Origin of the sequence: Pseudomonas pichavaramensis (assembly GCF_050473265.1) — a bacterium.
Classification (GTDB): Bacteria; Pseudomonadota; Gammaproteobacteria; order Pseudomonadales; family Pseudomonadaceae; genus Aquipseudomonas.
Genome location: NZ_JBJKFJ010000001.1, coordinates 660,918 through 673,622 on the forward strand (window position 1 = coordinate 660,918; position 12,705 = coordinate 673,622).

General features: G+C 63.3%; 14 protein-coding genes. 10 read left to right on the forward strand and 4 right to left on the reverse strand.

Annotation, left to right across the window (positions count from 1 at the left end):
- Position 1: 1 nt before the first annotated feature.
- A complete protein-coding gene (locus tag ACJRW5_RS02965; protein WP_484569032.1) occupies positions 2-523 on the reverse strand; it encodes a KdsC family phosphatase in 522 nt (173 codons plus the stop codon).
- Positions 523-1,497, reverse strand: coding sequence for a KpsF/GutQ family sugar-phosphate isomerase (locus ACJRW5_RS02970; protein WP_484569033.1), 975 nt, complete (start codon positions 1,495-1,497; stop codon positions 523-525). The genes ACJRW5_RS02965 and ACJRW5_RS02970 overlap by 1 nt, the downstream gene beginning before the upstream one ends.
- A gap of 241 nt (positions 1,498-1,738) precedes the next feature.
- Here ACJRW5_RS02970 and ACJRW5_RS02975 point away from each other — a divergent pair, with 241 nt between their 5' ends.
- The 10 genes from ACJRW5_RS02975 (at position 1,739) to hisC (ending at position 9,734) form a co-directional block, all read left to right on the forward strand.
- Positions 1,739-2,548: an ATP-binding cassette domain-containing protein gene (locus tag ACJRW5_RS02975; RefSeq protein WP_484569034.1), complete on the forward strand. Its 810-nt coding sequence runs from the start codon at positions 1,739-1,741 to the stop codon at positions 2,546-2,548.
- A complete protein-coding gene (gene mlaE / locus ACJRW5_RS02980; RefSeq protein WP_484569035.1) occupies positions 2,548-3,345 on the forward strand; it encodes a lipid asymmetry maintenance ABC transporter permease subunit MlaE in 798 nt (265 codons plus the stop codon). Before ACJRW5_RS02975 ends, mlaE begins: the two co-directional genes overlap by 1 nt.
- Positions 3,345-3,815, forward strand: coding sequence for an outer membrane lipid asymmetry maintenance protein MlaD (gene mlaD, locus ACJRW5_RS02985; protein WP_484569036.1), 471 nt, complete (start codon positions 3,345-3,347; stop codon positions 3,813-3,815). The genes mlaE and mlaD overlap by 1 nt, the downstream gene beginning before the upstream one ends.
- 14 nt (positions 3,816-3,829) lie before the next feature.
- A complete protein-coding gene (locus ACJRW5_RS02990; RefSeq protein WP_484569146.1) occupies positions 3,830-4,462 on the forward strand; it encodes an MlaC/ttg2D family ABC transporter substrate-binding protein in 633 nt (210 codons plus the stop codon).
- Complete coding sequence (locus ACJRW5_RS02995) at positions 4,459-4,764, forward strand: STAS domain-containing protein (RefSeq protein ID WP_484569037.1); 306 nt, start codon at positions 4,459-4,461, stop codon at positions 4,762-4,764. Before ACJRW5_RS02990 ends, ACJRW5_RS02995 begins: the two co-directional genes overlap by 4 nt.
- A gap of 120 nt (positions 4,765-4,884) precedes the next feature.
- Positions 4,885-5,124 (forward strand): BolA family protein, encoded by a 240-nt coding sequence (locus ACJRW5_RS03000; RefSeq protein ID WP_484569038.1) that lies wholly within the window; start codon positions 4,885-4,887, stop codon positions 5,122-5,124.
- A gap of 22 nt (positions 5,125-5,146) precedes the next feature.
- Positions 5,147-6,412, forward strand: a complete 1,266-nt coding sequence (gene murA, locus ACJRW5_RS03005; protein WP_484569039.1) for a UDP-N-acetylglucosamine 1-carboxyvinyltransferase — start codon at positions 5,147-5,149, stop codon at positions 6,410-6,412.
- Between the two features lie 62 nt (positions 6,413-6,474).
- A complete protein-coding gene (gene hisG / locus ACJRW5_RS03010) occupies positions 6,475-7,110 on the forward strand; it encodes an ATP phosphoribosyltransferase (RefSeq protein WP_484569040.1) in 636 nt (211 codons plus the stop codon).
- Between the two features lie 135 nt (positions 7,111-7,245).
- A complete protein-coding gene (hisD, locus tag ACJRW5_RS03015; protein WP_484569041.1) occupies positions 7,246-8,553 on the forward strand; it encodes a histidinol dehydrogenase in 1,308 nt (435 codons plus the stop codon).
- Between the two features lie 128 nt (positions 8,554-8,681).
- A complete protein-coding gene (gene hisC / locus ACJRW5_RS03020; protein WP_484569042.1) occupies positions 8,682-9,734 on the forward strand; it encodes a histidinol-phosphate transaminase in 1,053 nt (350 codons plus the stop codon).
- Between the two features lie 61 nt (positions 9,735-9,795).
- On the opposite strand, the gene ACJRW5_RS03025 is transcribed toward hisC, so the two are convergent.
- Positions 9,796-10,521, reverse strand: a complete 726-nt coding sequence (locus tag ACJRW5_RS03025) for a DUF4198 domain-containing protein (RefSeq protein WP_484569043.1) — start codon at positions 10,519-10,521, stop codon at positions 9,796-9,798.
- 23 nt (positions 10,522-10,544) lie between these two features.
- A complete protein-coding gene (locus tag ACJRW5_RS03030) occupies positions 10,545-12,650 on the reverse strand; it encodes a TonB-dependent siderophore receptor (RefSeq protein ID WP_484569044.1) in 2,106 nt (701 codons plus the stop codon).
- Positions 12,651-12,705 lie beyond the last annotated feature (55 nt).

Sequence of the window (12,705 nt, forward strand, 5' to 3'; positions counted from 1 at the left end):
CTCACAGGTAGGCGGCTTGCGCCGCGTCCAGCGTGCCTTGGGCACGCATGATCAGTTCGCAGAATTCCCGGGCTGCACCGTCTCCGCCGTGAGCCTGGGTTACGCCATGGGCGTGTTGGCGGACGAAGCTGTCCGCGCTGGCCACCGCCATGCCCAGGCCAACGCGACGAATAACCGGCAGATCCGGCAAATCGTCACCCAGGTAGGCGACCTGCCCATATTCTAGGCCGAGTTCGGCAAGCAGGCCGTCAAGAACCACCAGTTTGTCTTCGCGCCCCTGGAACAGGTGTTGGATGCCCAGGTTGTTGGCACGCCGCTCGACCACCGGCGTCTTGCGTCCGCTGATGATGGCTGTACGTACCCCCGAGTTGATCAGCATCTTGATGCCGTGACCGTCGAGGGTGTTGAAGGTCTTGAACTCACTGCCGTCTTCGAGAAAGTACAGGCGGCCGTCGGTGAGCACGCCGTCGACGTCGAAGATCGCCAGTTTGATAGCGCGGGCGCGCTGCAACAGGTCGTTCATCACATCACCCCCGCGCGCAGCAGGTCGTGCATGTTCAGTGCGCCGACCGGGTTGTCCTGATCGTCGACGACTACCAGGGCATTGATCTTATGGTCTTCCATGATTTTCAGAGCCTCTGCAGCGAGCATTTCTGCGCGAGCGGTCTTGCCGTGTGGCGTCATCACCTCGTCGATCAGCGCCTGGCGTACATCGATACCCTTGTCCAGGGTGCGGCGCAGGTCTCCGTCGGTGAAGATGCCGGCCAGGCGGCCATCGCTCTCCAATACCACGGTCATGCCGAGGCCTTTCTGGGTCATTTCCAGTAGTGCGTCGCGCAGGCTGGTGCCACGCTTCACTTGGGGCAGGGCGTCGCCTCTGTGCATGACGTTCTCGACCTTCAGCAGCAGGCGACGGCCGAGGGCGCCGCCGGGGTGGGAGAAGGCGAAGTCTTCGGCAGTGAAGCCGCGTGCTTCCAGCAGGGCGATGGCCAGGGCGTCGCCCAGTACCAGGCTCGCCGTGGTCGATGACGTGGGTGCCAGGTTCAGTGGGCAGGCTTCCTGCGAGACGCGTGCGTCGAGATTGACCTCGGCGGCCTTGGCCAGCGGCGAGTTCGGGTTGCCGGTCATGCTGATCAGGCGAATGCCGAGGCGTTTGATCAGTGGCAGCAGGGTGACGATTTCCGCCGTCGAGCCTGAGTTAGACAGGGCCAGAACGATGTCGTCGCGGGTGATCATGCCCATGTCACCGTGGCTGGCTTCAGCCGGGTGAACGAAGAATGCGGTTGTGCCGGTGCTGGCCAGGGTGGCGGCGATCTTGTTGCCGATATGTCCGGACTTGCCCATGCCAACCACGACCACGCGGCCCTTGCAGCTCAGAATCAGTTCGCAGGCTTTGATGAAATCTGCGTCGATTCGGGGCAAAAGGTCCTGTACTGCTTCGATTTCGAGGCGAATGGTACGCTGGGCGGAGTCAATCAGATCGCGGGACTGGTTCATGCGGCACAGGGCTTTCGGGCGAAAAAGGCGAGGATTATAACGGGAAAAGCTTACAGCGCTCACCTTTGCTGAATGTTGCGTAACAATGAAGCTGTCGTAATTCTGAACGCCGAGGTGCGCCGCTATTGGGGGGCAACAGCAGCAAATGCTATAGTCCGCGGCCATTTCGGCCATCTTGCAGGTGTGTCCCCACAGGTGGGCGATGGAGTCTCCAGGATGGCCCGTTTTTCAAGGAGTTCAGATGAGCGCCGAGCACGAGTACGCGATCGAGTTGCAGGGCGTCAGCTTCAGTCGCGGGGCGCGGGCGATCTTCGACAGCGTCGATATCCGCATCCCGCGCGGCAAGGTCACCGGCATCATGGGGCCGTCCGGTTGTGGCAAGACCACGCTGTTGCGCCTGATCGCCGCCGAGTTGCGTCCGTCGGCTGGCGATGTTCGTGTCTCGGGTGTCAGCTTGCCGAAACTGTCGCGTGACGAGCTGTTCGACATGCGCAAGCAAATGGGCGTGCTGTTCCAAAGCGGCGCTCTGTTCACTGATCTCGATGTCTTCGAGAACGTCGCCTTCCCGTTGCGTGTGCACACCAAGCTGCCCGAAGAGATGATTCGTGACATCGTCCTGATGAAGCTGCAGGCCGTTGGTCTGCGTGGCGCTCTGGAGCTGATGCCGGACGAGCTTTCCGGCGGTATGAAGCGCCGCGTGGCGCTGGCGCGTGCCATCGCGCTGGATCCGCAGATACTGCTGTACGACGAGCCGTTCGTTGGCCAGGACCCCATTGCCATGGGCGTGCTGGTGCGCTTGATCCGCCTGCTCAACGATGCGCTGGGGATTACCAGCGTCGTGGTCTCCCACGATCTGGCGGAAACGGCCAGTATCGCCGACTACATCTATGTGGTCGGCGATGCGCAGGTATTGGGTCAGGGCACGCCCGCCGAATTGATGGAGTCGGAGAATCCACGTATTCGCCAATTCATGAAAGGGATCCCGGATGGGCCGGTACCTTTCCATTATCCAGCGCCGGACTACCGCGAAGATCTGTTGGGGAGAGGTTGATGCGCAGAATTTCACCGCTCGAGCGGCTGCGTCTGTTCGGTCGTGCGGGTATCGACGTGGTCGCGACGCTGGGGCGCTCGGTGTTGTTCCTGCTGGGCGCGCTGCTTGGGCGCAGCGGTGCCGGCAAGCCGCTGCAGTTGCTGATCAAGCAGCTGTTCGCCGTTGGCGTCATGTCGTTGGCCATTATCGTTGTCTCCGGCATTTTCATCGGCATGGTGCTGGCTCTGCAGGGCTACAACATCCTGGTCAGCTACGGCTCCGAGCAGGCGGTCGGGCAGATGGTCGCGCTGACCCTGTTGCGCGAGCTGGGGCCAGTGGTGACGGCGTTGCTGTTCGCCGGGCGCGCCGGTTCGGCGCTGACGGCCGAGATCGGCAACATGAAATCCACCGAGCAGCTGTCCAGTCTGGAGATGATCGGCGTCGATCCGCTCAAGTACATCGTCGCGCCGCGTCTGTGGGCCGGTTTCATTTCCATGCCGCTGCTGGCGATGATCTTCAGCGTGGTCGGCATATGGGGCGGTGCCATGGTCGCCGTCGATTGGCTGGGCGTATACGAGGGGTCGTTCTGGTCCAACATGCAGAACAGTGTTTCGTTCTATGACGACGTGCTCAATGGTGTGATCAAGAGTGTCGTCTTTGCTTTTGTGGTGACCTGGATTGCCGTGTTCCAGGGGTATGACTGCGAGCCCACGTCCGAGGGGATCAGTCGCGCGACGACACGTACCGTCGTCTATGCCTCGTTGGCCGTACTAGGCCTGGATTTCATTTTGACCGCTTTGATGTTTGGAGATTTCTGATGCAAAACCGCACGCTGGAGATTGGTGTCGGCCTGTTTCTCATGGCTGGTGTGCTGGCCCTCTTGCTGTTGGCCCTGCGCGTCAGTGGTTTGAGCGTCGGGACGGCGGGCGATACCTACAAGGTCTATGCGTATTTCGACAACATTGCCGGCCTGACCGTGCGCGCCAAGGTGACCATGGCGGGTGTCAGTATCGGCAAGGTGACCGCCATCGACCTGGATCGTGACAGTTACATGGGGCGGGTGACCCTAGAGCTCGATGGTGACGTCAATAACCTGCCTCAGGACTCCACGGCATCGATTCTGACCGCGGGTCTGCTTGGCGAGAAGTACATCGGTATCAGCGTTGGCGGGGAGGAGGACGTGCTCAAAGACGGCAGCACCATCCACGACACTCAATCCTCGCTGGTGCTGGAAGATCTGATTGGCAAATTTCTGCTCAATTCGGTCAATAAAGACGAAGCCAATTGATGAGGGCTCCCAAGATGCTCAAGACCTTGCGTAACCTGCTGCTGACCCTGCTGGCGGCCATGCCTCTGGTCGCCCTGGCGGCGCCGAGTGCTCATGAGGTGGTGCAGCAGACCACCGATACCCTGCTGGCGGACCTCAAGGCCAACAAGGATCAATATCTTCGTGACCCGGCTGCCTTTTATCAGTCGCTCAACGACATCCTCGGTCCCGTTGTCGATGTTGACGGCATCTCCCGTGGCGTAATGACCGTGCGCTATTCGCGCCGGGCTTCTGACGAGCAGATGACTCGCTTTCAGGAAAACTTCAAGCGCAGTCTGATGCAGTTCTACGGCAATGCATTGCTCGAATACGACAATCAGGACATTCGCGTGCTGCCCGCCAGCGGTAAGCAGGATGCCGAACGTACCTCGGTAGGTATGGAGATCCGGGACGGCAAGGGCGTGGTTTATCCGCTGTCCTACACCATGGTTTCCCAGGATGGCACCTGGAAACTGCGCAACGTGGTGATCAACGGTATCAACGTTGGCAAGCTGTTCCGTGACCAGTTCGCCCAGTCCATGCAGAACAATCGCAACGATCTGGACAAGGTCATCGATACCTGGGCCGATACCGTGGCCAGAGCCCGTGAAGCACGAGGCGATTCGTGAGTCAGGCAAGTATCAGCGAGCGAGCGCCGGGTCAGCTACAGCTGACCGGGGTGCTCGATTACAGCACAGGCCCCATGCTGCGTGATCAGGGGGCGCGTCTTATCGCGGCCTGCGGTGCGAAGCGCCTGTCGCTCGATTGCAGTGCAGTGGAGAAGTCCAGCAGCGTCGGTCTGGCGCTGCTGCTGGCATTCATTCGCGATGCACGCACGTCCGGGCGCGAGTTGTCGGTCAGCGGGCTGCCGCAGGACATGCGCCAGATCGCCCAGGTCAGCGGGCTGCTGGAGCTGCTGCCGCTGGAATAGAGGATTGCCTCTCATCGTTCCGTCAGCAGCGCTGCTGGCGGGGTTCGCAGGCGGGAGGCTTTTTTGTATGATGGCCGACCCGCGGGCTCAGGTGCCCGAATGCGTCAGTCGAGGTCGAGCATGCAGGCTGCAGAAGTAAAAAGCCTCCTAGAGGAAAAACTCCCGAATACCCAGGTGGAAGTCGAAGGCGAAGGCTGCAATTTCCAGCTCAACCTGATCGGCGACGAGCTGGCCGCTCTCAGCCCGGTCAAGCGTCAGCAGCAGATCTATGCCCACCTCAACGCCTGGATCGCCGATGGCAGCATCCACGCCGTGACCATGAAATTCTTCAGCAAGGCCGATTGGGCCGCGCGTTCCTGAGCCCACGGGCTACGAGATTCCTATGGACAAACTGATCATTACCGGCGGTGCGCGCCTCGATGGCGAGATCCGCATCTCCGGTGCCAAGAACTCGGCTCTGCCGATTCTTGCCGCAACCCTGCTGGGCGACGCTCCTGTCACCATCTGCAACCTGCCGCATCTGCACGACATCACCACCATGATCGAGTTGTTCGGTCGCATGGGCATCGAGCCGGTGATCGACGAGAAGCTGGCGGTCGAGGTCGATGCCCGCACCATCAAGACCCTGGTTGCGCCGTACGAGCTGGTCAAGACCATGCGTGCCTCGATTCTCGTGCTCGGGCCGATGGTGGCGCGTTTCGGTGAAGCCGAAGTGGCGCTGCCTGGCGGCTGTGCCATCGGCTCGCGTCCGGTCGACCTGCACATTCGTGGCCTCGAAGCCATGGGCGCGAAGATCGACGTGGAAGGCGGCTATATCAAGGCCAAGGCGCCGGAAGGCGGCCTGCGCGGTGCGCACTTCTTCTTCGATACCGTCAGCGTGACCGGCACCGAGAACATCATGATGGCCGCTGCCCTGGCCAAGGGCCGCAGCGTGCTGGAAAACGCCGCCCGCGAGCCGGAAGTGGTCGACCTGGCTAACTGCCTGATCGCCATGGGTGCGAAGATCGAGGGCGCCGGTACCGACACCATCACCATCGATGGTGTGGAGCGTCTTGGTGGCGCGCGTTACAGCGTCATGCCCGACCGTATCGAGACCGGCACTTATCTGGTGGCTGCAGCCGTTACCGGTGGCCGGGTCAAGGTCAAGGATGCCGATCCGAGCACGCTCGAAGCGGTACTGGCCAAGCTGCAGGAGGCGGGTGCGGAAATCACCACCGGCGCCGACTGGATCGAGCTGGACATGAAAGGCAAGCGCGCCAAGGCAGTCAACTTGCGTACCGCTCCCTATCCGGCATTCCCCACTGACATGCAGGCGCAGTTCATTGCCCTCAATGCGGTGGCCGAAGGCACCGGCACGGTGATCGAAACCGTGTTCGAAAACCGCTTCATGCACGTCTACGAGATGCTGCGCATGGGCGCCAACATCCAGGTCGAAGGCAATACCGCGATCGTCACCGGGGTCGAGCACCTCAAGGGCGCTCCAGTGATGGCCACCGACCTGCGCGCCTCGGCCAGTCTGGTGCTGGCTGCGCTGGTTGCCGATGGCGACACACTGATCGACCGCATCTACCACATCGACCGTGGTTACGAGTGCATCGAAGAGAAGCTGCAGCTGCTAGGTGCCAAGATTCGCCGCGTACCGGGCTGAGTCTCCATTGCCGTAAGGCCGCCCTCTGTCGGGGCGGCCGCTTCCGTTAAAGGAACCGTTTCATGTTGACCATCGCCCTGTCCAAAGGCCGTATCCTCGATGACACCCTGCCACTGCTGGCGGCGGCCGGTATCGAGCCGACCGAGAATCCGGACAAGAGCCGCAAGCTGATCATCCCCACCACTCAGGATGACGTGCAACTGCTGATCGTGCGCGCCACCGATGTGCCGACCTACGTCGAGCACGGCGCCGCCGATCTCGGCGTGGCCGGTAAGGACGTGCTGATGGAGTACGGTGGCCAGGGCCTGTACGAGCCGCTGGACCTGCAGATTGCCCAGTGCAAGCTGATGACCGCCGGCAAGGTCGGCGCCGCCGAGCCGAAAGGCCGTCTGCGCGTGGCCACCAAGTTCGTCAATGTCGCCAAGCGCTACTACGCCGAACAGGGCCGTCAGGTCGAAGTGATCAAGCTGTACGGCTCCATGGAGCTGGCACCGCTGGTCGGCCTGGCCGACAAGATCATCGACGTGGTCGATACCGGCAACACCCTGCGTGCCAACGGTCTCGAACCACAAGAACTTATCGCCACCATCAGCTCGCGGCTGATCGTCAACAAGGCCTCGATGAAGATGCAGCACGCGCGCATCCAGGCGCTGATCGAAACCCTGCGTACGGCCGTCGAAGCACGACATCAGGGCTGATTGACCGCACCGCGCCCTCATGGCGCGGTGCCTATCAGCCTATCCGTGTCATAGCCATTTTTCTCGGGTGCCCGCACGGTGGGCTTGCTACATTACCGGCGCCCGAGAAATTGCCATTCAGATGAGGCTTTCGCTATGACCGCTCCCGTTGCCATCCGCCGACTCAATGCTGCCGATCCGGACTTCGCGGCTCATCTGGATCATCTGCTCGCCTGGGAAAGCGTCTCCGATGACGGCGTCAACCAGCGCGTACTGGAGATCATCCAGGCGGTGCGCGAGCGTGGCGATGCCGCGCTGGTCGAATACACCCAGCGCTTCGATGCCCTCGAAGTCGCTTCCATGGCTGACCTGATCCTGCCGCGCGCGCGTCTGGAGCAGGCCCTGGCCAGCATCACCGATGAGCAGCGCGCGGCCCTCGAAGTAGCCGCCGAGCGCGTGCGCAGCTACCACGAAAAACAGAAGCAGGACTCCTGGGATTACCGCGAGGCCGACGGCACCGTGCTCGGTCAGAAGGTCACCCCGCTGGATCGCGCCGGCCTCTATGTGCCGGGCGGCAAGGCCTCCTACCCGTCCTCGGTGCTGATGAACGCCATTCCGGCCAAGGTCGCTGGTGTGCCGGAAGTGGTGATGGTGGTGCCGACTCCGCGTGGCGAGCTCAACGAGCTGGTGCTGGCCGCCGCCGCCCTGGCCGGCGTCGACCGCGTGTTCACCATCGGTGGCGCGCAGGCAGTCGCCGCGCTGGCCTACGGCACCGAGAGCGTGCCGCCGGTAGACAAGATCGTCGGCCCCGGCAACATCTACGTGGCCACTGCCAAGCGTCACGTGTTCGGCAAGGTCGGCATCGACATGATCGCCGGCCCGTCGGAAATCCTCGTGGTCTGCGACGGTGAGACCGATCCGGACTGGATCGCCATGGACCTGTTCTCCCAGGCCGAGCACGACGAGGACGCCCAGTCGATCCTGGTCAGCCCGGATGCCGCCTTCCTCGACCGCGTGGCCGAGAGCATTGCCAGACTGCTGCCGACCATGGAGCGCGCCGAGATCATCCGCACCTCGCTGGAAGGCCGTGGCGCACTGATTCAGGTAGCCGACATGGCCGAAGCCATCGACGTGGCCAACCGCATCGCCCCGGAACACCTGGAGCTGTCGGTGGCCGATCCGCAGGCCTGGCTGCCGCAGATTCGTCACGCCGGCGCGATCTTCATGGGCCGTTACACCGCCGAGGCGCTGGGCGATTACGTCGCCGGGCCGAACCACGTGCTGCCGACCTCCGGCACCGCGCGCTTCTCCTCGCCGCTGGGCGTGTACGACTTCCAGAAGCGTTCGTCGATCATCTACTGCTCGCCGGACGGCGCCTCGGAGCTGGGCAAGAGCGCTTCGGTGCTGGCCCGTGGCGAGTCGCTGACCGCTCACGCGCGCAGCGCCGAGTACCGCATCAAGTGAGGTAGGGTGCGCCGTGCGCACCTTGTGAAAATTCTGGTGCGCACGGCGCACCCTACGGGATCGCGCTTCGCGGGTTGAGCGAAGCGATATCCGTCGCCCACGTCATGTATTCGAGGAGAGAAGGGCAGATGAGCAAATTCTGGAGCCCCTTCGTCAAGGACCTGGTGCCTTACGTGCCGGGTGAGCAACCCAAGCTGAGCAAGCTGGTCAAGCTCAACACCAACGAGAACCCCTACGGCCCGTCGCCCAGGGCGATTGCCGCCATGCAGGGCGCGATCAACGATGATCTGCGTCTGTATCCGGACCCCAACGGCGAGCGCCTGAAGCAGGCGGTGGCCGAGTACTACGGTGTGCAGCCGGCGCAGGTATTTGTCGGCAACGGTTCCGACGAAGTGCTGGCGCATGCCTTCCACGGCCTGTTCCAGCACGACGCGCCGCTGCTGTTCCCGGATATCAGCTACAGCTTCTATCCGGTGTACTGCGGCTTGTACGGCATCGACTTCGAGCAGATCGCGCTGGACGATGAGTTCCAGATTCGCGTCGAGGATTACGCGCGGCCGAACGGCGGCATCATCTTCCCCAACCCCAATGCGCCTACCGGCCGCCTGCTGCCGCTGGCAGCAGTTGAGCAGCTGCTGCAGAACAGCCCGGATTCGGTGGTGCTGGTGGATGAGGCCTACATCGACTTCGGTGGCGAGACGGCGATCAGCCTGGTGGACAAATACCCCAACCTGCTGGTCACCCAGACCCTGTCCAAGTCGCGCTCGCTGGCCGGCCTGCGGGTCGGTCTGGCGGTGGGCCACCCGGACCTGATCGAGGCGCTGGAGCGGATCAAGAACAGCTTCAACTCCTACCCGCTCGACCGCATGGCCATCGCCGGCGCCGCCGCGGCGTTCGAGGATCGTGCCTACTTCGAGCAGACCTGCCAGCAGGTCATCGCCAGCCGCGACGAGGTGGTGGCCGGCCTGCAGGGGCTGGGCTTCGAGGTGCTGCCGTCGGCGGCCAACTTCGTCTTCGCCCGCCACCCGCAGAAGGACGCTGCCACCCTGGCCGGCGGCCTGCGCGAGCAGGGGGTGATCGTGCGTCACTTCAAGCAGGCGCGCATCGCCCAGTTCCTGCGCATCACCATCGGCACGCCGGAGCAGAACCGGGCGCTGCTGGACGCGCTGCAGGGGCTGTAAGGCTGGCGTAAAAAAGGCCGGTGCCTGCGTAAGCGGCACCGGCCTTTTTTGTGCGCGCGGTTTACTCGTGGTGTGGCGCGCCGACAAAGGTCAGCGAGCTGAACAGGCCGCGGCTTTCGATATCGGCATCGCCCTCGACCGGCAGGCTGACTTCGGCGCTGATGATGTTCAGCCCTTCGTTGCGCACGGTGACCTGCGCCCGGCCTTCGCTGTCGGTGACCGCGCTGACCTGATGCGGAGCGCTGCGGTAGTCGCCGATCAGTTCGACCCCGGCCTGCGGCTTGCCGTCCACCAGCACGCGCACCGGCAGCGGGTTGCCGACGCCGACTGCGAGGGGATCACGCTCCGGCAGGATCACCAGCTGCAGTTGCTTCAGCGCCGGCAGGCGGGCGCCGCTGCGGTAGATCGCCAGGCTGTACTTCCAGGTGTGTAGCGACTCGGTGGAGTCGCTGACCTGGCTGCGGCCCTGGTTGATCCAGCGGCCGTCCGCGGTCTTCGACCAGGCACCATTGTCCAGTGCCACGGCGAGCACGGCCGGGGTCTGCAGTGGTTGCAGGCGGGCGTGATCGGCGAGGCGCTCGACCGTCACCGGGATCATCTTGCCGGCTGTATCATAGGCCCAGGCGCCGCTGATCTTGTCGGCCTTGAACGGATTGTCCTCGGCGCCATGGCCGTACACGGTCTCGATATTGCCGCGGCGCTGTTCGGTCCACAGGCCGTGGGCCTGCGCTTGCGCGGCGATGAAGCTGGCGGCCAGCAGGGCGGCGAGGGTAACGCGAGCTGTCATGCATTCTCTCCCTGAAAAAGTGCTTAGAGGCTGAGGTTGACGCTGAACATCAGGTTGCGTGGTTCGCCGGGCATGACCCAGTACCAGTCATAGGCGCGCTCGTAGTACTTCTTGTCGAAGACGTTGTTCAGGTTGACGCCGAAGGTCAGCTGCTCGCTGGCCTTGTAGTGGGCCAGCAAGTCGACGGTGGTGTAGGCGGGCAGCTCGAAGCCGCTGTCAGTCGGGCTGCCGGAGCGGTCGCCGACGTAATTGACGGCGGCGCCGAGGTCCGAGCCGTGCAGCCAGCCCTGCTGGAATTCGTAGACTCCCAGCAGGCTGCCGCTGTGTCTGGCGACGCCGCTGAGGCGGCTGCCCTTGGGCGTGCCGGGATCGTCCTTGGTGGTTTTTGCGTCGATATAGGCGTAGCTGCCGATCACCCGCACGGCATCGCTGAGCTGGCCGCTGAGCTGCAGGTCGATGCCTTGGCTGCGGACCTGCTGCGAGGTGCGGTTGAAGCTGGGATCGAGCGGGTCGACGCCGAGTACGTTCTTCTTCTCGATATGGAAGGCGGCGAGGGTGGCGTCGAGTCGGCCGTCGAACAGTTCCAGCTTGGTGCCGGCTTCGTAACCGATACCTTGTTCCGGATCGAAGGGCTGGTCGCTTCGGCTCAGGCCGCTGTTGGGCTTGAAGGTGCTGGAGACGTTGCCGAACAGGCCGACGGCGGGCGTCAGCTGATAGAGCAGGCCGGCGCGGCCGGTGACTTCGTTGTGGCTCTGTCTGCTCTCGCTGCCGCCGGGGCGCTGGTTGTCCGTCTGCTGTTCGTAGCGGTCCAGGCGCAGGCCCAGAACACCGCGCAGTTTTTCGCTGAGCAGCAGCTGATCCTGCAGGTTGAGGGCGTAGTTGCGGGTGCGCTCGGTGTAGTCGGTACCGGTATTGCGGTCGTCCGGTTTGGGCTGACCGTAGACCGGGTTGTACGGGTTGACGGCATAGCTGTCCGGCGAGTTGCTCGACGTCACGCGCTGGCTCAGGCGGTAGTTCTCGTACTCCAGGCCGAGCAGCAACTGGTGCTCGATGCTGCCGGTCTGCACCTGGCCAAGCAGTTCGGCCTGGCTGATGCTGTCGTGCCAGTCCATGTCGCGCTGGCGGTAGCGACGTTGCAGCAGGCTGCTGTCGGCGCTGCTCAGACGGCGTGGTTCGGTGGCGGCGCCGTTGAGCAGGCCGCGCTTGTAGTGGCTGGCCAGGCGCAGTTGCCAGTCGTTGTTGAGGTAGTGCTCCAGGCGCACCTGCAGCAGGTCGTTGTTGTTGTCGATGTGGCCTTCATTCGGCTCGCCGAGGAAGGTCGAGCGCGAGGGCGCGCGGCGGCCATCCTGGGGCAGACTGATGCCGCGGTCGAATACGCTGTTGTTGCGCACGAACTCGCTCTCGATCAGCAGGCGGGTGTCGGCATTCAGCTGCCAGCTCAGGCTCGGGGCGACCAGGTATTTCTCGTTGCTGGCGTGATCGCGGAAACTGCCGTTGTTTTCCGTGACCAGGTTGAGGCGGCCGAGCAGATCGCGCTGCTCATCCAGTGCGCCGTTGAGATCCAGGGTGCTGCGGTAGCGATCCCAACTGCCGGCACTGGCGGAGAAGCGGGCAAACTCGTCGTCCTGCGGCTTCTTGCTGACCAGGTTGACCAGGCCGCCGGGGTCGCCGCGGCCGTACAGGCTGGAGGCCGGGCCCTTGAGCACTTCCACGCGCTCCAGGGTGGCAGCGTCCGGGCTGTTGGGATAACCGCGGTTGGCGCTGAAGCCGTCGCGGTAGAACTCCGAGGTGGTCAGCCCGCGCACGCTGTATTCGTACAGGGTCAGACCACCGAAGTTGTTCTGCTTGGATACGCCGCCGGCATAGTCCAGCGCCCGTTCCACGTTGGCGCTGCCGAGATCCTGCAGCACCTTGGCCGGGACCACACTGATGGCCTGAGGCACTTCACGCAGCGGCGTATCGGTCTTGGTGGCGGTGGCCGAGCGACTCGCTCGGTAGCCCTTTACCGGACCGTCGGCCTGTTCGCCGGGGGCGCTGATGATGCTGTCGGCCAGCTCTGCCGGTGATTCGCTGGCGAAGGCGCAAGGAGTGAGCAGGCTGCTGACAAGCAGGGCGTGGGCAGTACGCAAGGTGAAGCTCCTGTGAATTTCATTTTATGTAATAACGTAACGTTATCACTTGTCG

Excerpts from the sequence above, each read along its gene's own strand:
- ACJRW5_RS02990 (WP_484569146.1), top strand. The coding sequence starts at position 3,830 with ATGCTCAAGACCTTGCGTAACCTGCTGCTGACCCTGCTGGCGGCCATG.
- ACJRW5_RS02965 (WP_484569032.1), bottom strand. The coding sequence starts at position 523 with ATGAACGACCTGTTGCAGCGCGCCCGCGCTATCAAACTGGCGATCTTC.
- ACJRW5_RS02975 (WP_484569034.1), top strand. The coding sequence starts at position 1,739 with ATGAGCGCCGAGCACGAGTACGCGATCGAGTTGCAGGGCGTCAGCTTC.
- hisC (WP_484569042.1), top strand. The coding sequence starts at position 8,682 with ATGAGCAAATTCTGGAGCCCCTTCGTCAAGGACCTGGTGCCTTACGTG.
- mlaD (WP_484569036.1), top strand. The coding sequence starts at position 3,345 with ATGCAAAACCGCACGCTGGAGATTGGTGTCGGCCTGTTTCTCATGGCT.
- ACJRW5_RS02970 (WP_484569033.1), bottom strand. The coding sequence starts at position 1,497 with ATGAACCAGTCCCGCGATCTGATTGACTCCGCCCAGCGTACCATTCGC.
- mlaE (WP_484569035.1), top strand. The coding sequence starts at position 2,548 with ATGCGCAGAATTTCACCGCTCGAGCGGCTGCGTCTGTTCGGTCGTGCG.
- ACJRW5_RS03025 (WP_484569043.1), bottom strand. The coding sequence starts at position 10,521 with ATGACAGCTCGCGTTACCCTCGCCGCCCTGCTGGCCGCCAGCTTCATC.
- hisD (WP_484569041.1), top strand. The coding sequence starts at position 7,246 with ATGACCGCTCCCGTTGCCATCCGCCGACTCAATGCTGCCGATCCGGAC.
- murA (WP_484569039.1), top strand. The coding sequence starts at position 5,147 with ATGGACAAACTGATCATTACCGGCGGTGCGCGCCTCGATGGCGAGATC.
- hisG (WP_484569040.1), top strand. The coding sequence starts at position 6,475 with ATGTTGACCATCGCCCTGTCCAAAGGCCGTATCCTCGATGACACCCTG.
- ACJRW5_RS03000 (WP_484569038.1), top strand. The coding sequence starts at position 4,885 with ATGCAGGCTGCAGAAGTAAAAAGCCTCCTAGAGGAAAAACTCCCGAAT.